At 64.8% G+C, this 19,600-nt stretch carries 23 protein-coding genes and 1 tRNA gene; 15 read left to right on the top strand and 9 right to left on the bottom strand.

Annotated elements, in window-relative coordinates:
- Position 1: 1 nt before the first annotated feature.
- Positions 2-1,270, bottom strand: a complete 1,269-nt coding sequence (locus EAF64_RS06050) for a YihY/virulence factor BrkB family protein (RefSeq protein WP_227738893.1) — start codon at positions 1,268-1,270, stop codon at positions 2-4.
- A 112-nt stretch (positions 1,271-1,382) separates the two neighbouring features.
- Here EAF64_RS06050 and EAF64_RS06045 point away from each other — a divergent pair, with 112 nt between their 5' ends.
- Positions 1,383-1,784, top strand: a complete 402-nt coding sequence (locus EAF64_RS06045) for a hypothetical protein (protein ID WP_129068086.1) — start codon at positions 1,383-1,385, stop codon at positions 1,782-1,784.
- Here the strand turns inward: EAF64_RS06045 and EAF64_RS06040 are convergent.
- A complete protein-coding gene (locus EAF64_RS06040; protein ID WP_129068085.1) occupies positions 1,781-2,893 on the bottom strand; it encodes a tRNA (guanine(26)-N(2))-dimethyltransferase in 1,113 nt (370 codons plus the stop codon). The genes EAF64_RS06045 and EAF64_RS06040 overlap by 4 nt on opposite strands.
- A gap of 85 nt (positions 2,894-2,978) precedes the next feature.
- On the opposite strand from EAF64_RS06040, the gene EAF64_RS06035 reads away from it, so the two are divergent.
- On the top strand, positions 2,979-3,326 hold the full coding sequence (locus EAF64_RS06035) for a hypothetical protein (RefSeq protein ID WP_129068084.1): 348 nt from the start codon (positions 2,979-2,981) through the stop codon (positions 3,324-3,326).
- 62 nt (positions 3,327-3,388) lie between these two features.
- On the top strand, positions 3,389-3,796 hold the full coding sequence (locus tag EAF64_RS06030; RefSeq protein WP_129068083.1) for a PPOX class F420-dependent oxidoreductase: 408 nt from the start codon (positions 3,389-3,391) through the stop codon (positions 3,794-3,796).
- Between the two features lie 10 nt (positions 3,797-3,806).
- Here EAF64_RS06030 and EAF64_RS06025 read toward each other — a convergent pair whose 3' ends face one another.
- Positions 3,807-4,859 (bottom strand): aldo/keto reductase, encoded by a 1,053-nt coding sequence (locus EAF64_RS06025; protein ID WP_129068082.1) that lies wholly within the window; start codon positions 4,857-4,859, stop codon positions 3,807-3,809.
- 78 nt (positions 4,860-4,937) lie between these two features.
- Between EAF64_RS06025 and EAF64_RS06020 the strand changes: the two genes are divergently transcribed.
- Entirely contained in the window at positions 4,938-5,132 is a 195-nt protein-coding gene (locus tag EAF64_RS06020) for a hypothetical protein (protein WP_129068081.1), read from the top strand.
- Between the two features lie 3 nt (positions 5,133-5,135).
- Here EAF64_RS06020 and EAF64_RS06015 read toward each other — a convergent pair whose 3' ends face one another.
- Positions 5,136-6,224, bottom strand: a complete 1,089-nt coding sequence (locus EAF64_RS06015) for a CPBP family intramembrane glutamic endopeptidase (protein WP_129068080.1) — start codon at positions 6,222-6,224, stop codon at positions 5,136-5,138.
- Positions 6,225-6,390: 166 nt separating this feature from the next.
- On the opposite strand from EAF64_RS06015, the gene EAF64_RS06010 reads away from it, so the two are divergent.
- From EAF64_RS06010 to EAF64_RS05985, 6 genes are all read left to right on the top strand, one after another.
- The gene (locus tag EAF64_RS06010) at positions 6,391-7,299 is read left to right on the top strand and encodes an acyltransferase (protein ID WP_129068079.1); all 909 of its coding nucleotides are present in this window, start codon (positions 6,391-6,393) and stop codon (positions 7,297-7,299) included.
- Between the two features lie 66 nt (positions 7,300-7,365).
- A complete protein-coding gene (locus tag EAF64_RS06005) occupies positions 7,366-7,749 on the top strand; it encodes a hypothetical protein (protein WP_129068078.1) in 384 nt (127 codons plus the stop codon).
- A gap of 78 nt (positions 7,750-7,827) precedes the next feature.
- Entirely contained in the window at positions 7,828-8,103 is a 276-nt protein-coding gene (locus EAF64_RS06000; protein WP_129068077.1) for a DUF7577 domain-containing protein, read from the top strand.
- Positions 8,104-8,139: 36 nt separating this feature from the next.
- Positions 8,140-8,868 carry an Nmad3 family putative nucleotide modification protein gene (locus tag EAF64_RS05995; protein ID WP_129068076.1) on the top strand — a complete coding sequence of 243 codons (729 nt, stop codon included), beginning with the start codon at positions 8,140-8,142 and terminating at the stop codon, positions 8,866-8,868.
- Between the two features lie 91 nt (positions 8,869-8,959).
- Positions 8,960-9,646 (top strand): RAD55 family ATPase, encoded by a 687-nt coding sequence (locus EAF64_RS05990; RefSeq protein ID WP_129068075.1) that lies wholly within the window; start codon positions 8,960-8,962, stop codon positions 9,644-9,646.
- Positions 9,643-10,062, top strand: coding sequence for a hypothetical protein (locus tag EAF64_RS05985; RefSeq protein ID WP_129068074.1), 420 nt, complete (start codon positions 9,643-9,645; stop codon positions 10,060-10,062). The genes EAF64_RS05990 and EAF64_RS05985 overlap by 4 nt, the downstream gene beginning before the upstream one ends.
- Here EAF64_RS05985 and EAF64_RS05980 read toward each other — a convergent pair whose 3' ends face one another.
- Positions 10,063-11,166 carry a sensor histidine kinase gene (locus EAF64_RS05980; RefSeq protein ID WP_129068073.1) on the bottom strand — a complete coding sequence of 368 codons (1,104 nt, stop codon included), beginning with the start codon at positions 11,164-11,166 and terminating at the stop codon, positions 10,063-10,065.
- Between the two features lie 193 nt (positions 11,167-11,359).
- Between EAF64_RS05980 and EAF64_RS05975 the strand changes: the two genes are divergently transcribed.
- On the top strand, positions 11,360-11,662 hold the full coding sequence (locus EAF64_RS05975) for a hypothetical protein (protein ID WP_129068072.1): 303 nt from the start codon (positions 11,360-11,362) through the stop codon (positions 11,660-11,662).
- A 293-nt stretch (positions 11,663-11,955) separates the two neighbouring features.
- Here the strand turns inward: EAF64_RS05975 and EAF64_RS05970 are convergent.
- Positions 11,956-12,026: transfer RNA gene (locus tag EAF64_RS05970), tRNA-Gly, on the bottom strand.
- 420 nt (positions 12,027-12,446) lie between these two features.
- On the opposite strand from EAF64_RS05970, the gene EAF64_RS05965 reads away from it, so the two are divergent.
- Both EAF64_RS05965 and EAF64_RS05960 read left to right on the top strand, forming a co-directional pair.
- Positions 12,447-13,283 (top strand): DUF4397 domain-containing protein, encoded by an 837-nt coding sequence (locus EAF64_RS05965; RefSeq protein ID WP_129068071.1) that lies wholly within the window; start codon positions 12,447-12,449, stop codon positions 13,281-13,283.
- A gap of 130 nt (positions 13,284-13,413) precedes the next feature.
- Entirely contained in the window at positions 13,414-14,268 is an 855-nt protein-coding gene (locus EAF64_RS05960; protein ID WP_129068070.1) for an NAD+ synthase, read from the top strand.
- On the opposite strand, the gene EAF64_RS05955 is transcribed toward EAF64_RS05960, so the two are convergent.
- Together EAF64_RS05955 and EAF64_RS05950 are read right to left on the bottom strand one after the other, a co-directional pair.
- A complete protein-coding gene (locus EAF64_RS05955) occupies positions 14,265-14,903 on the bottom strand; it encodes a hypothetical protein (protein WP_129068069.1) in 639 nt (212 codons plus the stop codon). The genes EAF64_RS05960 and EAF64_RS05955 overlap by 4 nt on opposite strands.
- 83 nt (positions 14,904-14,986) lie before the next feature.
- Positions 14,987-15,667: an enoyl-CoA hydratase/isomerase family protein gene (locus EAF64_RS05950; protein ID WP_129068068.1), complete on the bottom strand. Its 681-nt coding sequence runs from the start codon at positions 15,665-15,667 to the stop codon at positions 14,987-14,989.
- Between the two features lie 61 nt (positions 15,668-15,728).
- Between EAF64_RS05950 and EAF64_RS05945 the strand changes: the two genes are divergently transcribed.
- Positions 15,729-16,490, top strand: coding sequence for a DUF7114 family protein (locus EAF64_RS05945; RefSeq protein ID WP_129068067.1), 762 nt, complete (start codon positions 15,729-15,731; stop codon positions 16,488-16,490).
- Positions 16,491-16,550: 60 nt separating this feature from the next.
- Here the strand turns inward: EAF64_RS05945 and EAF64_RS05940 are convergent, their stop codons facing one another.
- A complete protein-coding gene (locus EAF64_RS05940) occupies positions 16,551-17,807 on the bottom strand; it encodes an RNA-guided endonuclease InsQ/TnpB family protein (protein WP_129068066.1) in 1,257 nt (418 codons plus the stop codon).
- A gap of 356 nt (positions 17,808-18,163) precedes the next feature.
- Between EAF64_RS05940 and EAF64_RS05935 the strand changes: the two genes are divergently transcribed.
- A complete protein-coding gene (locus tag EAF64_RS05935) occupies positions 18,164-19,483 on the top strand; it encodes a homing endonuclease associated repeat-containing protein (RefSeq protein ID WP_129068065.1) in 1,320 nt (439 codons plus the stop codon).
- The last annotated feature ends 117 nt before the right edge of the window (positions 19,484-19,600 follow it).

Raw genomic sequence — 19,600 nt, 5'->3', positions numbered from 1 at the left:
CTCAGCTCCGGAACTCTTCGACGGTGTTACGGAGGCGGCCGGGGAGGCCAGCCATCGTGACGCCGACGCCGACGAGGACCATCAGCGTGTACAGGCCAAGCGTCGACAGCCAGATGACGAGCATGGCGAGGATCGCCCAGCCGCCGCCGAGGAAGTAGAACGCGCCGATAGTCATGGCGGTGCCGTACAACAGGACCAGGTACGGACCCCAGCCGGCCGCGTGACCACGGCCGACGCGTCGACGGACGTACCGTTTCAGGTCGCGCTCGATCTCCTCGCGGTGGACGGTCCGGTCGTCGATGTCCGCTTCGAACGCGTCGAGTTTCGAGCGGAGTTCCGCCAGTTCTTCTTCGAGGTCCTCGTCCGGACCGGTCGCTGTGGTGCTCGCGTCGGCGTCGTCGTCGCCGTCGTCCGGCGCGCCCCCGTGTTCGTCGGACATGCCTCGTTGGCCGACACCTCGTGGGCGTTCCTGTTGTAGTTGCCGGTTGCCGTCGTCCCGGTCGGCCAGGACGGCGTTCAACACGACCCCCGCGAGCAAGACGAGACTCCCGACGTAGAACCACGTCACCAGCAACAGGACGCCGCCGATGACGCCGTACAGCTGGAAACTCCCCGCGCTCTCGGCGTAGAGCCGAAAGCCCGTACTCAGCAGGGCCCAGCCACCGCCCGCGAAGACGGCTCCGGGGAGGGCCTCCCGGATGCCGACCGGTACGTCCGGGAGGATCACGTACAGCGGGAGGAACGTGATGGTGAGTGTCAGCGCCAGTACGGGCGTCCCGAGCGCGCCGGCCAGCCGGCCCGGCACGAACCCGACGACGACGTTCACGGCAGCCGCGACGCCCACGCCGGCCCCGACCGCCACCAGCGCGACGCTGGCGTCGGTCACCTGATTGACGAACGAACTCGATTCGGCGGTCCCGTACACCTGTCCGAAGGCGACGTTGAGGCCGCGAAACAGCTTCAGCGCGCCCCACACGAGCACCGCCACGCCGGCGACGGTCGCGCCAGCGCGCCCGCTCGCACCGGTCAGCGACTCCAGCAGGACCTGCTCGCCCGCTGGCGAGAGGACGCTTCCCAGCTGGGCGACGACGGTCCCGGCCAGTGCCTCCCCGCCCAGCGCGGAGGCGACGACCAGTGCCAGCAACAGGAGCGGCATCAGCGAGACGAAGGTGTAGTAGGCGAGGCTAGCGGCGAGAAACGTGATCTGCTCGGACCGCGCGGCGCTGACGACCGCCCGTGCGACACCCGTGGCGTCGGCGTTCCGTGACACGGGATCCAATTTCACCTCCCGTCCCAATACCGCATCGGAAGCCGAACCCGTCCCGTGTCGGGACCCCTGTGGGACCGAAAACGCATTTAGTCCCGGGCCTGCAGGAACCGGTATGGACGAGAAATACGAACGAGGGGTCCTCCGTATCTCGGCCGTGTTCCTGCTCGCGGCCGTCCTCCTCATCCCGGTCGGCTACGCCGGGATCGGTGGCTCACCGGTCCTGTCCGTCGGCTTCGCCGTCCTGGCGGCCGGGCTGTACGTCGCCTGGCAACGCAGCGACGAGTACAGCGTCTACCTCTCCGGACTCTGGCTCGGCCCGGTCGTCGCGGCTATCGTCGCCGTCGCCGGGTTCCTCATCGGTGCCTCTCCCGGCGAACTCCAGGCACTCGGCGGCATCGTCGGCCTCGTGGGCGTGTTCAACCTCATCCTCCGCCCCGTCTATCGGGTCGTCCACTATTTCGTCGCCGGTGCCGTCCAGATCGGCCGCGAGATTCAGGAAGAGCGCTCCTCCTAGTGCAGGGCCGCCTCGATCTCGGCCACGTCCGCCGTCGTCTTGAACGTCGTTCCTCCGTAGTGGGTTCCGGACGCCTCGTGTCCCGCGTCGCGAAGCGTCGCGAGGAAGTCGTCCATCCCGACCGCCGACTCGTTCCAGCGCTTGTACAGACGGTGCTGGTCGTAGTGGGTCGGCGCCGATAGCTCCTCCTCGACGGTCGAGAGCAGGTCCCGCGCCCGGTCTGCGGTCCCGAGATCGTCGGTTACCTGCTCGCGGACAGCGGCCACGAACTCGGGGTCGTGGGGGTCGCCCAGCCACAGCGGCCCGGCGGTCTGGAGGTGGTGGCCGCAGTGGGGGCACTCTTCGCCCGGGTCGGCCAGCAGGCCGCGCTCGTGGTCGCGGTAGAGGCAGTGCTGGCAGTGGTCGACGTGGCCGAGTTCGTCCAGCAGGGCGTTGGCCGCGCGGGCGCCCTGTTCGAGGTCGAGGTAGGTCCGGGCGTAGTGGTCGGTGACGTGGCTGAACACGGGCCGGGCGGCCACGTCGAACTTCGCGGCGGTGCGGACCAGCGCCGACACCAGTACTCTGAGCCCCATCTCCGCGTGGTACTCGGTGTTGCGCGGGACCGCGCCGTACTTGCGGACGCCGCTCTCGAAGTGGGCGCCACACAGCGGCGCGGTGTCGGTCGCGGTGACACAGAGCAGTCCCTGTGCGCTCCGGACCGCGGCGTCGGCGAAGGGGATCGGCGTCCCGAACGGGTCCACGTCCACCACGTCGAACCGCTCCTGGTGCATGAGCACGTTCGCGTCGTCGTGGACGGTCTCGCCCTCGAGTCCGTTGCGTTCGAAGTTCTCGGCGGCCAGCTCGACGGCCTCGGGATCCACGTCACAGGTCGTCGCCGTCCAGCCGTCGGCCGCGGCCCGGACGCCCCGGATCCCGCTGGCGGCCGTCGCGTCCAGATAGGTGGTCGGCGCCGCGCTCTCGTCCCCCTCGCGTTCCCGGTAGGCCCGTAGTGTCGCCACCGTCAGGTCCCGGTTGAGTTCCATCTCCGGGTTGTAGAACACCTCGCCCTCCTTCCCGTCGGTGGCCTCTCCGGGGACCTCGACCTCGATACTGCCCTCCTCGATTCGCATACCTCCGATCCGAACGCGGGGGCGAAAAGGGATGCGCTCTGCACTCATCGAACCTGTTTTGGCAGTCCGCCACTATTTCGAGTCCGTGACAGCGGTCGACGACTGGGTGGCCGACCTGGCCGCCGCCGGCGAACTCACCCCGGAGAGCGTCGACCGTGTCGTCTCGCTGCACGGCGAGCGCGGCCAGCGCGCCATCGAGGCCGTCGGCGAACATCGCGTCAAGGAGTACCGCGATTTCACCGTCGTCGTCGGCTACGAGGACGAGTACATCGTCGAGGCCGGCGAGTGTAACTGCGCCGATTCGGAGTACAACCTCGATTCCGCCGACCCCACGCAACTGTGCTGGCACGCCCTGGCCGTCCGGATCGCCGAGGCCATCGACGAGGTCGACCACCACGACATGTGGTACAGCGACGTGCGGGACTTCCTCTGAGACACCGGTCGCGACGCCCGGCCAAGCCTATAACTGGGCCGGCGTCGTTCCTTCTGAGGTCGATGCCCGACATTCCCGAGGCCTACCACGACTTGTTCGAGAAGGCGACGTTCGCCCACGTCACCACCATGTTGCCGGACGGCCGCCCGCACACTACGCCGGTCTGGGTCGACTACGACGCCGACGCGGACCGCCTGCTCGTGAACACCGAGCGCCACCGCCGCAAGGCGAAAAACGTCGAGCGTGATCCGACGGTTTCGGCGAGCATGACCGACCCCGAGAACCCCTACCGGTTCCTCTCGGTCACGGGTGAGGTGATGGAGGTGACGACAGAGGGCGCACGCGAGCACATCGACGCCCTCGCGATGCGGTACATGGGCGAGGACGAGTATCCACAGCCCATCGAGAGCGAGCGGGTGATCTTCCGCATCCGCGCCGACGAAGTCTACTCGATGAGTCCGCCGGAGTGAAACGCGCCGGTCAGTCTCCGGCAGCCTGCTCGTCGATCCCTTCGAGATCTTCGCCGCCGACGGAGGAGCGCAGCGCGTCCATCCCGTCGTCGCGGTCGACGCCGAAGTTGTCCGCGGCGAGCTCCTCGACGCGCTGGAACTCTTCCTCGGAGAGAGCGGGCGTGTCGGCCGCACCGGCCCACTCGTCGATGTCGTCCGTGGTTCGGAAGGTGGGGGTCACGCTGGCCACCTCGTCGAAGGCCAGCAGCCACTGGATCGAGGCCTGCCCCATCGTGCGCTCGCCGTCGCGTTCCAAAAAGCGCAGGTTGTCGACTTTGTCCCAGCCCGTCTCGTACCACTCCTGGGGTCGGTGCGCGCGGTGGTCGCCCTTCCCCAGTTCCGTCTCGGGGGTGACCTGCTCGTTCAGGAGGCCCGAAGAGTGGGGCACGCGCGGGAGGACGGAGGTGTCGGCGTCGAGCCGGCGGACCTCCTCGATGGCGTGGCGACCCGGCGTCTGCTCGAACACGTTGAACACGAGCTGGAGGGCGTCGAACTCCTGCTCGACGGCCTCGGTGGCCTCGGCGAGCCAGCCGATGGAGGGCCCGAGCGCCCAGCCGATGGCCTCGACCTTGCCCTCCTCGCGGAGCTCGTCCAGCGTCTCCAGCACGTCCGGGGTGACCTCGTCGACGTTGGCGTTGTGCAGCATCAACACGTCGACGTAGTCCATATCCAATCTCTCGAGCGAGCGGTCCAGTGCCGTGTGGATCCACTCGGGATCGACGCGCTTGGGGAGTTCGCCGTGGCCGGCCTGCGGGTTGTTGTAGAAGTCGTAGCCGACCTTCGTGGAGACGGTGACTTCCTCGCGGTGTTCGGCGAGGGCCTCGCCGACGAGCTCCTCCGAGTCACCGTGGCCGTACACGTCGCCCGTGTCGAAGAAGGTGATCCCCCGATCGAGGGCGTGCTGGACCATGTCGACGGCCTGCTCGCGGGAGCGGTCGCCCCACCAGTCGGTGCCGACGACCCAGGCACCGAAACCGACTTCGCTGACCTCGACGCCCGAGTTTCCGAGTTCGCGCTGGTTCATGGCTCCCGATACGAACCCCTCGCACTTAGCGGGTGTGATTGCCAAAAGTTACCTTTCGGTGACATCATCGGTGACGGTATGGACGACACCCTCCACCGACGGCTCACGCTCGTGGTTGCCCTGCTCGTGGGAATCCTGGTCGCCCTGATCGCGATCGCGTATCTCGCCTGGGGGAGCGACGCGGTGATCGTCGCCGTCGCGGCGCTCTGTCTCTCGCTGAGTACCTGGACCGTCCTCGCCTGGCGACGGCGGGGCGGCCTGCTCGCTCGCTGATCGCTACTCCCGCAGGGTCGGCACCGCGACGGACTCCCGGAGCGTCAGATCGCCGTAGGCCCGGCGGACCCACCACGCGGTCAGGCCCGTGCCGACGACGAGCGCCAGCAGGACGAGCAGGCCGCCCTCCGGGCCGAACGCCCCGCCGGTGAGGAGCGCGGGGCCGGTCGTCTCCGTCGCCAGCACGGTCGCGCCGACGGTGATCCCGCTGACGGGGAGGCCGTAGACCCCGCCGACGACGGTGTTCCAGGCGAGATGGAGGCCGATAGCCACGCCCAGCCGGTCGGTCCAGACGTACGCCAGCCCGAGCAGGATGCCAAAGAGCGTGATGTTCGTGATCGAGATGACGCTCGCGTTCGGGTTCGTCGCGTGGAGCAGGCCGAACAGGGCGGCGGTCGCGAGCGTCGCGAGCAGGATGGCCCGGCGACGGCCGATCCGCTCGAACCCGCCCAGCGACTCCGCCAGGTTCGTCAGGAGGTAGCCCCGCACGAGCAGTTCCTCGGACACCGCGACGCCGAGAAAGAAGAGCGCGACCGCGAGCAGGCTCACCGGCGTCGAGAGAGCCCCGAACGCGATGCCGGCGTCGGCGTCGCGGACGAGCGTCCCCGTGACCCGCAGCCAGCCGGTGAGGAAGGTGACGCCGGCCAGTAGCGTCGGGAGGACGACGCCCAGCGCCAGCCCGAAGCCGGCGTCGCGGAGCCACTGGCGGTCCACGTCCAGCCCGAGCGCGTCGAGCGGCCGCCGTCCGACGAGGTAACTCGCCGTGGGCAGTGCGATCAGGACCGTCACGAAAAACAGGCTCTGACCGACGACGCCGCCGATGCCGCCCAGGGTCGCGATCAACAGCGAGCCGACGACGAGGTTGGCGAACACCAGCAGGCCGGCACCGATCGCGAACCGCCAGAGAAGTCGGAGACGGCGCTCCCGCCGGTTCCAGAAGGCGCTCACGACGAGGCCGACGACGCCGCGTCCGTCGGCTCCCGCCGCCGTGGGTTCGTCGGGTTCCGGGTCCCGTCCGGCACGTTCCTCCTCGTTCGGCGTCGCGTCGTCCGGGTCCGACATCCCCTCGTCGGGCCCGCGCTCGTCGGCCATGGGCGGTGTGTCCACTGCCGAGGGGATGAACGTAGGGGGTTGTCTGCGGGTGCGAACGGGCGGCTCGGGTCGCGTGGGCCGGCCGAACGTGTGCGGTGGTTACTTTCCGGTAACGGTCCGGAGAGTAACGAAAACCCCTATCAACGCGGGTTCCGATGCAGTGGGTATGACGAAGCGTCACGTCTCGTTGCCGCCCCTGGCCGAGGAGGGGCTCCGGGCGTTCATCGGCGAGGTCGACGAGCGCCTCAGCAGTGACGAGAACACATGCGACGTAGTCGAAGACGTGCTCGTGGACCTCCACGGCGACCGACAGGCCTACGAACGCTGGCAGTCCGGCGAGTCGGTGTCGCCGGCCGAACGCGTCCGCCTGCAGGGGTACGACCCCTGTAACGCCACCCTGGAGAGCGAGTACTACGCCGAGGTCGCCGCCATGGACGAGGGCGAGTACGAGCGCTCGAAGTACCTCCAGTGGCTCTGGCGGCAGTTCGACGCCACGCCGATGGCCGACAACATCGCCTTCGCCCTGCGCTTCCGGCAGATGCTCGCCGACCACCTGTTCGCCGACGCGGGTGACGACCTCCGGCTGTTCAAGGGCATCACCTTCACCTTCGGCCACAACATCGAACTGGGCGACAACGTCGTCGTCCACGACGACGTCCACCTCGACGACCGCGGGAAACTCACCGTCGGCGACCGCGTGTCGATCTCCGACAACGCCCACGTCTACACCCACGACCACGACGTCGTGGACCAGACAGAGGTCACCAACTACCACACCATCATCGAGGACGACGTGCGCGTCACCTACGACTCGATGGTGCGGGCGGGCGTGCGCATGGGTGAGAACTCCATCCTCGCGGCCAAGTCCATCGCCGGCAAGGACGTCCCGGCCCACCACATCGCCGCCGGCCAGCCCGCCAACTCCATCGCGGTCAAGGACGGCTGGGAGAGCGTCGCCGACCCCATCGAGGACGCCAACGTCGACCGCAGCGACGAACGCGTCGTCGAGTACGACGTACCCGACGTGGACGTGTTCGACGAGTTCCAGCGCGACCGCTCGCCGCCCGACGCCTGAGCGCCCCTTGATCTCTTCACCTGTAAGAAACCTAATTTTTATTCGGAGTGCGTCTGACCGCTGGGTATGGCACAGCGGTCGTATCCGTCCAGGGAATCGACGACGGGGTCGGCTCCGCTCGGTATCAAGCTTCTGTGCGGTCTGAGCGTCGTCGTCGGAATCTTCGCAATATTCGGGCTCGTTCTCTCGGTGGGGCAGTACACGACTGGACTGATCGGGCTGATCGTCGCGGCCTTTGGCATCGGGATGCTCCTGCTGATGGGGGTGGTCGTCTACGGCCTGTGGACGCTCAAGACGTGGGCCTGGTACCTGATGGTCGTGTTCTACACCGCGGGGACCCTGATCCGGATGATCCCGCCGTGGAGCGTGCCCGAACTGGTCTCGATCCTGCTCACCGTCCTCCTGCTGGCCTCCCTCTTCCACGTCCGGGGCTACTACCTCGGGTCGTGAGCGGACCGTCCGGCCGACTTCCCCTCACCCCTTGCAACCGACGGAAGAGCCAAGTACCGTGACACCCTATCACATGCTATGGAGGTCTGGACCTGGATCGTGGCGTACATCGTCGGATTCAGTCTGCTCCAGTTGCTGGTCTACCGGTATTTCCGGGACAGCGAACCGTCGGTCGACGGGGCCTCGACGGGCTCTGGTGAGCAGTACTCGGCCGCGACCGACGGACTGGAGCGAGACCAGACGAGTCGCCGGACGCGCGACGACGATGGCACGGTGTGCCAGCACTGCGGCACGTTCAACGAACACGAAGCGACGTATCGGTACTGCAAACACTGCGTCTCGCCGCTCCGGTAGCGACGAGGTTTTCCCCGCGACCGCCGACCGGCCGGTATGCGAAGCGTCGCCATCAACGTCGCCGCCAACACCAACGAGCCCGGCGTCCGCGGCCCGCTCTTTCCCGACGGTACCTTCGAGTACGTCCCCATCCCCGAACCGGAACCCACCCACGCCGACGCGAGCGTCCCGACCTACGCCGACCTCGACCTGACCACCGACGTGCCCGCGGACTACCGGTCCCACCCCGTCCACCTCGACCCGGAGTTCGCGGAGTATCCTCGCTGTGAACGGTACACCTACGGCGATCCACACGGCGTGAAAGCCGGTCCCATCGCCGACCTGTCGGCCGGCGACTACCTGCTGTTCTACGCCACACTCGCCACCGACGGCGACCGGCCCGACTGGGCCCCGCCCGAGTGGGGTGCGTTCCTGATCGGTCAGTTCCGACTCGCCCGTGACCCACTCACCGGCGACGGGTACAGGGATCTCCCCGCCGACGCCGAGGCTCGATCCGTTTTCGCCAACAACGCACACGTCAAACGCGACCCGTTCGACGCCCGCGTGCTGGTCCAGGGCGACCCCGATGCGTCGGAACTGTACGACACCGCCGTCCCACTGAGCACTCCCGACGCCGGGAGCGAGGCCAACGCCGTCGTGACCGCCTTCTCGGCCGACTCCGGGAAGGGCCCGTGGTGGCGACGCCCCCTCCAGTTCGACGGCGACGCGACCGACCGACTCCTGACCCTCGATCCCGCCGACGCCGCCCGGCCGTCGGGCCGGTGAGGCGGGCCACCACCCGGCGGTGACGCCGTACTGTTCTCAATCGTGAGAACACAGCAGGAACACCTATATTCCGAGATGGATCTGTTCCGGTATGCGCGTTTCGAGCGGTGTCCCCGGTTTCGACGAGATCGTCGAGGGCGGCCTCCCGGCGAACCGGCTGTACGTGGTCAGTGGGCCGCCGGGGAGCGGGAAGACGACGTTCTCTTCGATGTTCATCACGGAGGGTGCCCGCAACGGCGAGAACTGCCTGTACGTCACGATGCACGAGTCGAAAGACGAACTCATCAACGACATGTCGAACTTCGATTTCGGCTTCGAGAAGGTGATGCGCTCGGATCGAGTGCAGTTTCTCAATCTCGTGACCGAGGCCGGCAAGCGGACGATCACCCAGTTCGGGACGGACGGGGGGCTGACCAACCGGCTGAAGGCGTTCATCGAGTCTAACGACATCGACCGCGCGGTCATCGACTCGACGATGTTGCTCCAGCACTTCTTCGCGGACATGTCCGAGGAGATCACGGGCTTTCTCTCCTCGCTGAAACAGACCGACACCACCATCCTGCTCATCTCGGAGATGACCGACCCGACCTCCTACTCCGACGAGCACTACCTCGCCCACGGGGTGATCTTCTTCCACAACTACATGGAGGCCGGCGGGATGACACGCGGCGTCCAGACTATCAAGATGCGTGGCACGGCGATCGACTGTGACATCCACAAGATCGGCTTCTCGGACAAGGGGTTGCGAGTCCATCCCAACGAGAAAGTACAGCGATGAACCTCTACGAGGACCGCTTCGATACCGACTGGGATCACCTCGACCGCGAAGAGGCTATGGAGCGCGCCTTCGCGCTCGGCGTCGCCGCCTCGCTGGGCCAGCGCAACGAAGACGAGTACGAGGCCGTTCACCAGGCGATGGGGACCAACTACGACGCCAGCATCGTCGAACTCGCCTACAAGGAGGGCAAACAGAAAGGAACCAAACGCAAACGCGCCGTCGACAACGCCACCGACGCCGAGGAGATCTGGGAGGCGGTCATCAGCGCCGAACTCGACGACGTCGAACCGTCCGACGACGAGGACACGACCAGCAGGGCGACCGACCTCCCCTCGGCCGTCTCCGACCCGCCCGAGATGACCGACCAGCCGGATCGGGACCCCGAACAGACGGAGTTTCCCGACTTCCTGGAGTAGTCAACGGGGCAGTTCGAGGTTCACGACGGTCCCTTCCGTCCTGTCGCCGATCCAGGCCCGGCCGCCGTACTGTTCGAGGACCGACGCCGTCAGGAAGAGCCCGAGACCGTCCCCGTCGCTGTCGAGTCCCCGCTCGCTGGGCTCGAACACGTCCGTCTGTACTTCCTCCGGAAGGCCGGGGCCGTTGTCCGCGACCGAGAGAACCACCGCGTCCACACGCGCCGCGACCGACACCTCCACCCGCGGGTCCTCGCCATCGTTGTGTTCGACGGCGTTGGCCAGCACGTTCGCGACCGCCCGCCCCAGCAGGTCGTTGGCTTGGACGGTGCAGTTCTCCGGGAGCGAGCCGACCATCTCGAACGTGCCCTCGGGAAACGTCTCGCGGGCCGCGGCCAACTCCTCGCGCAGGACGGCCCCGAAATCGACCGGCAACAGGTTCGGTTCCTCCGTCAGCGTCCGTGTGATGTCCCTGATCTCCTCGATGGTCGCCGTCATCTCGTCGGCCCGGTCGATCACCGTCTCGGCGTGGTCGGCTCTCTCTTCGTCGACGCGCGCTCCGAGGAGCTGTGCCTGCCCACGGACGACCGTCAGCCCGTTCAGCAGGTGGTGGCGCAGGATGCGGTTCAGCACCTCGTTGGTCTTCTGCTGGCGCTCGACGAACTCCTGTTCCAGCTGGGCCTGCGTCGCCGCCTCCGCGTTCTGTTTGGCCCTGACCTGCGCGATCCCCACCAGCAGTCCGAAGAACCCACCGGCGACGATTTCCGTCATCGACTCGACGCTCATCGGCACGTCCTGGCCCAGCAGTCCCAGCAGGACCGACCACCCGGCCAGCCCCACCATCGTGTAGATCCCCAGCGCGTACCAGACCGCGACCGTCCGTCGCCGCTCGGTCGTCAGACTCCGCTCGTGGAGTTTCAGCCCCTGATAGACCATCAGCGTCACGAACAGCGCCGGCAAGACGAGATCGAGCGCCCGGAAGAACGGCTCGTCGACGCGCATCCGAACCAGCCCGACGAACAACACGAGCGACACCAGACTCACGACGGGAACGATCCACTCGAAGAACGTGTCGATGACCCACTCGTCGACGTCGGCCCAGTGCATGTCCCCTGGTTTTCCCTGTCCGACTCGCCGGCTTACGTGTATCGGAGTGGCAGACACCGGACGGACGATTCCCCCACACCCTCGGATGTGAGGACGAACCTTTTACTCGGATGCTGACAATGGAGGTACCAACGGAAGCAGCGAGTGGGTGTCGTGGGGACGACGACGGTGAACGCTTCCGGGGGGCCAACGGATGGAACAGACACGCGACGACGGAACCGTGTACAGTGTGATCGACCGAGCGGCGCGACTGGCGCTCGCGCTCGCCATCCTGGGGACGCTGTTCGTCTCGGGCGCGGCCGCCGCCGACAACGCGACGACGCCGGCACCCGCCACGCCGGCCACGGCCGCCGACGATCCCGGTGGGACCGACCCGGTCGACGCGAACGCCGGCATGGCGATTCCGTCGGCCACCGGCCCCGTCGCCGGTGCCGGCATCGCCGCGGGCATCGCCATCGGCGTCGGCCTGTTCTCCCGATTCGGCCGGGAAGAGTGAACCGATGGGTGGCGACTCGCTCCTCGGAGAATGCGCTGGCCGGGCGTTCACGGAGCACCGCGAGGTGAACGCCGACCGACATCGTCTGTCGGCAGTCGAACCACGTGAAGACGGTCGCTCACTTCGGTCGCGCTGCGTCTTCCCTACTTCAACTCCCGCGATCACGGTCGCTGCTCGCGAGTTGCCAGCGACAGACATGCGCCGGCCGGGAATTGAACCCGATGGCGAGACTCGCTATCGCTCGTCTCGCGTGATTCAATTCCCGGCTGCTCGTTCGTCGCTCCGCTCCTCACTGCGCCGGCCGGGAATTGAACCCGGGCTATGAGCTTGGGAAGCTCATGTCCTACCACTAGACCACCGGCGCTCGTTCGCTTCGCTCACTCACGCCGAGCACCATCTCACTTCGCTCGATGGTACACCGGCGCTCACATCCGTTCGCACCGAGGATCGCAAATCCGACGGATTTGCTCACCACCGGCGCACTTCGCTCGTTTCATTCACGCCCCGAGCCCTGCGTCGCTTCGCTCCGCAGGACACCGGCAGACTCGCACTGCTCGTCTACCGAGCCCTGTGGCGCACAGCGCCACAGGACACCGGCGCTCACGTTCCAGCGTACCGCGTCCCGGCACTTGAACGTAGCGCTTCGCACGACGATTCCGGAAACTGTTGCACGCGGTGTAAGCCCAGACAAACCCACCCGCCGCCACGCCGACCGCCGGACAACAGTTGCAGACCGCTGCTATCCCGCGAATAACCAAGCCGTCGCCGCCCCTGTGGTCGGTGCATGCCAGCCAACAATCCACGCCGCGCCGCCGGTCTCGTTCTGGTGGCCACACTCCTCGGGGCTCTCCTGGTCGCCGGGGCGACAGCGGGCGTCGCACAGGACGAGACGCCGACCGACGAGACCGAGGACGGGACGGCCCAAGTCCGGATCGTCCACGCGGTCCCGAACGCCCCGGCCGTCGACGTACAGGTCGACGGTGCGACGGTCCTCGAAAACGTCACGTTCGGGACCGCCAGCGACTATCTGTCGGTCGACGCCGGCACCCGACAGGTGACCGTCACGGCCGCGAACGACACTGAGGACGTCCTCTACGACGAGACGCTCCCGATCCAGCCTGGCACTTACACCGTCGCCGCGGCCGGCGAGGTCGGTGACGACGCCGCGGAGCCGTTCACACCCGTCATCCTCCTCGACGAGGGCACCGAACCCGACGACGACGAGGCGCTGGTCCGGCTCGCCCACCTCGCGCCCGACGCGCCGGCCGTCGACGTGACCGTCGCCGAGACCAACGAGACGCTGTTCGAGGACGTCAGCTTCGCCAACAGTTCCGACTACCAGAGCGTGCCGGCCGGTGACTACACGCTCGCAGTGCGGCCCGCCGACGACGCGGACGCCGAACCGGTCGCGACGGTGGACGTCACCCTCGACAACGGCACTGCGTACACCGGCTTCGCCGTCGGCTACCTCGACCCCGCGACCGCGGCCGGCGACGAACCGCTCGACGTGGTACTCGAAACCGACCAGCTCACGGAACCGACCGTCGAGAACGAAACCGGCGAGACGCCCGACATCCAGGTCGAAACCGTCGAAGCGACGCCGACCGACGGCGAGGAGTGACCGACGCCCATCGACCGGCCGTCCTGCCGTTCCTCCAGACTCGTTCTTTTCTGCCCGTCTGAACCGGACACGCGTCCGGAAATCGGGGTGCGTCGGGACGTATTAGTCCGTCGGGACCGAACGGACGTGCATGATGGAGACGGAACAAATAGCACGTGCCGATCAGCCGCTCGACCTCTCCCTGTCGACGGCGGAACTGGACGCCCGTCGGGATCACATCAGGTCGTTCATCACCGACCAGATGGACGCAGCGGGGGTCGAGGACGCCATCATCGCGCTCTCGGGTGGGATCGACAGCACGCTGACCGCGTACCTGGCCGTCGAGGCCCTGGGGACCGACAGCGTCCACGGGCTGGTGATGCCCAGTGAGGTCAACCGCGAACGGAACATGAGCGACGCCGAACGCGTCGCGGAGACACTGGGCATCTCCTACGACGTGGTACCGGTCGAACCCATCGTCGACACGATTCTGGACGTGGTGCCGGGCATCGACCCCGAAGTCGACGTGGAGACCGAGCCCGTCCGGACGGCCGTCGGAAACCTCCGGGTCCGGGCGCGTGCGGTCCTGAACTACTTCTACGCGAACCAGAAGGACGCGCTCGTACTGGGGACGGGCAACCGGAGTGAGGCACTGGTCGGCTACTACACGAAGTACGGCGACGGGGCGGTCGACTGCCTCCCCATCGCCAACCTCTACAAGGGACAGGTGCGCCAGCTGGCCAAACACCTCGGCGTCGAGGACGACCTCGCGGAGAAGACCGCCAGCGCCGAGATGTGGTCGGGACAGACCGACGAACAGGAACTCGGGCTGACCTACGAGACGCTCGACTCCGTGCTCGCACTGCACGTCGACGGGCCGCTGTCGAAGTCCGCCACCGCTCGCGAGGTCGGCGTCGATCCGTCGGTCGTCGACCGGGTGGTCGGGCTCTACGAGCGCAGCGCACACAAGCGGCGGATGCCGCCGGGGCCGGAGCCGCTGGTCTAGCTGGCGTTCGCGACGACCCGGATACTATCGCCGTCCTGCAGGACGTACGACGACGGGTCGATGTCGTCACCGTTGACGGCGACCGTGACGTTCGTGTCCGGGTCGCTCTCGTTGTAGGTCGTCCCCTGGAAGGTGACCGACGTGTCGGTGACGCCGATGCCCAGCGTGGACATTGCGTACTCCAGGGTCACGCCCTGAGCGTGTACGTGCCATCGCTGGCCGTTGCCACCCTCGAAGTGGAACGCGTCGTCACGAAGCTGATACTGTTCCTGACTGAACTCGAGCGCGTTGCCGTCGATGACCACGTCGATGCTCCCGTGCTGGTGGGCGGTCTGGAGGCCGTACGGCGTCTGTTCGACCTCACCGACGCTTCCGCTTGCGGCCGCGGGACCGCTCCCACCGCCGATGTTGAGGAAGAACACGACGTAGACGAGAACGCCCACGGTCAACAGGAGCACACCCCCGATGATGGCCGGTCCCGTCGGGAACTCCCCGTCCTCGTCGTCGCCGACGTGGTTGGCGACCCGGCGGCGGTCGATGCGGCTCAGCTCCGATTCGTCGTGGTCGGTGTGCAGGTGTTCGAGATACGCCCCCTCCTGCTCGAACGACGCGTCACAGTAGTTACATTCCGGCATGAGACTCCCCGTTTCGTACTCCCACACTTCGAGAGTCCCCGATTCAATCTTTTCGGTCCGGCAGTTCCGGCGGGCCCGGGGTGTTACGCGCGGTCGAAGTCGGCCGCCGCGTGCAACGCCGCGAACGCGTCCGCTTCCCGCCGCTCCTGCTCGGTCGTGCCCGCGTCGTCGCGCAACCGGCGTTTGAGAGCGGCGAGCGCGCCGTGGTCGTTGCTCGCGATCTCGTCCGCCACGGCCCGGGGCTCGGCGGTGATCCGGGAGAGCAGTCCCATCCGGAGCGCCGCCTCGGCGTCGACGACCCGGCCCGAGAGCGCGATGTCCATGGCCTCGCCCTCTCCGACCACGCGGGGGAGACGCGCGGTACCGCCCCAGGCACCGAACAGCCCCAGCTCGACGCCGGTCTCGGCGAAAGTCGCGTCCGTGGTCCCGATCCGGAGGTCACACGCCAGCGCGAGTTCGACGCCGCCGCCCCGGGCGGGCCCGTCGACCCCCGCGACGACGACGGACTCGCTGTCCTCGATGGCGCGGGCGACTACCTGACCGTGGGCGGCGAACTCGCGGGGATCGTCGAGGTCGGCCACCACGTCGAGGTCGGCCCCGGCACAGAAGGCGTCGCCGGCGCCTCGCAGGTAGACGACCGGGGCCGCGGCGTCGGTGACGGCCGCTTCCAGCGCATCCAGTCCCGACGGGGTGAGGGCGTTACGTCGGTCGGGCCGGTCGAGCGTGACGACCAGCACGTCGTCGGCCCGTTCGGTGGTTATCATGCCGGGTTCGTGGTCGGTCGTTTCCAAAGGTCTTTGCCTTTCCCCCCGCTAGTTCGCCGTAATGGACGAAGCCGCTGCGGTTCGGCGAGCGGCGCTGGAGGCCGTCGACGACGTCGATCCGGATCGTCTCTTCGAGCGCATCGAACAGCGCGTCGAAGGCGGATCGATGGCGCCGGGCGCGCTGACGCTGTGCAGTGCAGCGGCCGTCGCCGAGGGTGCCGAGGCGCCGCCGGCCGGTTCCGACGAGACGCTCGGCACCGACGGGCTCGACGACCGTGCCGCCGGTGTCCAGTTGATCTACGAAGGACTCCGTCTCACCCGCTCGCTGGCCCACGCCGAACCGTGGGCCGGCCACGGTCGACTCGACGACTGGTCGACCTCCGCGGTCGCGGCGGCGCGATCCGGCGACGCCGACGGCAAAGACCGGGCGGCCGCCGCGGCCGACCTGGACGTCCTCGTCGCGGACATCCTCGTCGCGCGCGGCTTCTACCTCCTCGCCCGGACGGAAGCGGCCGAGGCCGCCGTCACGGTCGTCCGTTCGTTCGGTCAGGACCAGACCCTGCGCCGGGAGACCGACGACCCCACCCTCGACGGCAACCTCGAAGCCGACGTGTTCGAGTTGGCCGTCGTCGCCGGCACCACTGCCGCCGGCGGGAGCGCCCCGGTCGGCTGTCGAGAGTTCGTCACCGACCTCGCGACCGTCGAAGGTGAGCTTCCACAGGCCGAAGCCGTCCTCACCGGCGAGGTCAAGGAACGACTCGGTGGCCTCGTCGGGACCGACCCCTCGCCCGCCGGCGGTGCGCGGACCTCTGCCGACCATTAAATCGAAACGCCTGACATCCTCACCCGGTCAGAAACGGGGTGAATCCCAAGCGTTGGGATATTATGGTTCGCAGTCTGCCTGTTCTTGCGGGTGAAACACACCCGTGGTTGCATCGAACAGGTAGACTCCGGGCTGTGCCAGGCAGCCGTTACTCATATCCCCGTTTGGGGGAGTTTGAGTTATCTTTCGGCGGATGTTCACCGCACCGTTTACGTCTGCGTTCATCGCTGTATCGCACGAGTCACAGACGTATAGCCCACGCTCGACGCGATTGGCGTCTCGAATCTGCCCGCAACAAGAGCAGGTTTTTGATGTATTCTTTTCATCGACTCGGTCAACCAGTATCCCGTGTTCCTCGGCTTTGTATTCCAGCATGCGGGTGAAGCGGTCGAACTCCCACCTATGTAACTTCCTGTTCCCGCCCTTGCCCCAGTTTCGTGACTTGCCGCTACCGTGCTCCCGAATGCCGCTCAGGTCGCCCACGGCTATCTTCTCGATACCTTCTTCGATACACCGCTCAACGATGTGCTTCGAGAGCGTATGCAGCAAATGGTCTTTTCGGCGAGAGAGTGTCCTGCGTGCGCGCTGTGCACGATTTGACGGGCCGTTCTCACCTTCAGTCTGGTATTCTTTACGGGTGAAGTAGTCCTTGTCCTCTTTCAGCCGGTTGCCAGGATACAACTCGCAAGGGCCGTCCTCATAGTCGATAGCAAGGTAGTTGCTGATCCCGAGGTCGATTCCAGCGGTGTTGTCACCTGGAGCATCTTCGATGGGAATCTGTTTTCTACACACGAGGTGCAATTCCCACTGGTCACCATTCCAAACGGCTCGAACCTGCTGGATATTCTCGACGGTCACATCAGGTTGTGTCTCGTATTCTACGAGGATGACGTCTGACCGGCTATCTTTGAGATTGAGGCCTTTGGAGAGTCGAACTCGTCCGTGCTTGCCATCGTGTTTGATACCCGCACTCTTCCAAGTCACGGTGGAGCGTGGGTGCCGGTTGCCCCGTTTTCGGTATCCTGGTGGGTTGTTGCCGTCGTCGGAGTTGTACCAACTGGTGAACGCCTCAGCAAGCTCTTCAAGAACTCGCTGACTTGACTGAGAATGCAGGTCATTGTAGCGTTCGTGGTCCTTCAACTCCGATTTCAGTTCTCCCTCGTCGGGAATGTCCCCGTTGCCGTCCCACCGCTTCTGGATGTAGTGGCGTCCAACGTTCCACAGTTTCGATGCCGCAAACCCACACTGGTTGAGATCGCCACAAACCTGTTGGTGATTCCTGATTGTGGCAGAGTATGTGCGGGTTGTCTCCAACATTGTCCTCCATCATGATGATGTATGAATATTATTGCAATAATTGTGTTGGTGTAAGTGAAACATTTTGCCCCACTGGTACCGATGGGAAAATATCAACTAATGTATTTTAGTACTGAAATTTATTTGCTATTGGAATAATTCACGTCGGGCCGGATCACACACGAAGGAGCAACTTCGCCACAAGAGCGTGACGACGACGATGAAGTATCTCCACTCAGACTCGGAAACTCGGTCGTCGGCGGTGGAGCAAATTTGGTAAGTGAAAATAAGTCAATAGAGCCTCATCAGACTGTTCCGGCGAAAGGCGGAGAATACATTTTTTAGATGAGATAATACACAACAGATAGTATTCGGGAATGTCTGAGGATACGAAGAGATACAGAAATGCAAATTGGCTCCGAGAGAAATATTGGGAAGAAGAATTAAATCTCGATAAAATTGGAGATACTGCTGGAGTTTCTGGAGATACCGTTCTCCGTTGGATGAAAAAACACGATATTGACCGAAGACCGACTGGGGGCGAAGTTAGCCCTTCACAGGAAGAATATATTGACGCACTCCAACGGGTCGCAAATCGCTTGGGCAGAAGCCCCACTTTAGAGGAATACCAGCAGGCTTCGCGCAAAGATGAACCAAACGTAGGGGCTTACAAGGGACTATTTGATACATGGAGCGCCGCCAAGAAGGCCGCTGGATTATCCCTTCGCTCTTCTGTCCCTGATGGCCCCTCAGAAGAGGAGTGTGTTCGTATGCTCCGTAACGTTGCGAATCGGCTTGGAAAGACCCCCAGTCAAAGAGAATATGACAAAGCGATTTCCGAGGGAGAAATATCTGCGGCTAACATCAAACACCGATTCTCATCTTGGAATGCTGCGAAGGAGGCAGCAGGTCTTGAGGTGGTGGAGAAGCATGGATGGACTAAATCGGAAATGATTAATTCAATATCTCGTGTCAGCGAACGACATGACGGACAGTTATCAAAAAGAGCATATCTCAGATTAAACCACCCAACAGACCCGTCTGTTGATACAATAACGCGGCTTTTTGACTCATGGAATCAGGCGTTGGATAGTGCAGGGTTGTTACCTCAACCGTCTCAATATACCGAAGAAGAATGCATCGAGGCGCTCCAACATGTCGCTGGAAAACTGGGGCGACGTCCAAGAATACGTGACTACAGGGAACATCGACGCCCTATAGACCCAGTACCGTGGGTAATGAAAAATTCGTTTGGTTCATGGAATGATATGAAAGAACTCGCTGATCTATATACTTACGATGACGGGTCTTACTTGGAATTTCCCTATGGTTCAAATTGGCGCAATATAGTTGAAGAAGTCCGTGAGCGCGACAATTACAAATGTCGAAGTTGTGGCTTGACTTCGGAGGAGCATATTGAAATCTATGATCGTGATTTAGAGGTTCATCACCTTCACAAAATCATGTCCCTTTTTGATAAATTGCCAAGTGGATTAAAAGGAAAGGTTCGCTCAGAAGAATTTCTATCCGAGTCTGACCGGAAGATTGTAGAACGTGTTGTAGATAAGGCAAATGATTTAACAAATTTAGTGACTGTCTGTAAAAAATGCCATTCTCAATTGGAACTTCTTCCCGGTGAGAAACAAGCTGAACTGGTTGATGCTTCTCTTCCCGATGTTCAACCTCGAAAATCCTGATTTAATTATTGGCACGTCACGGTACGGCACACTCGGCGGCTTTCATCACATTCTTATACAGCTATGTAGTAGAATCGAGTGCGGAAGGCGGAAATTGGGTGCACGCACCCACGTAGT

This window comes from Halorientalis pallida (assembly GCF_004118325.1).
Classification (GTDB): domain Archaea; phylum Halobacteriota; class Halobacteria; order Halobacteriales; family Haloarculaceae; genus Halorientalis; species Halorientalis pallida.
This window is presented reverse-complemented; position numbering and strand designations above follow the sequence as displayed.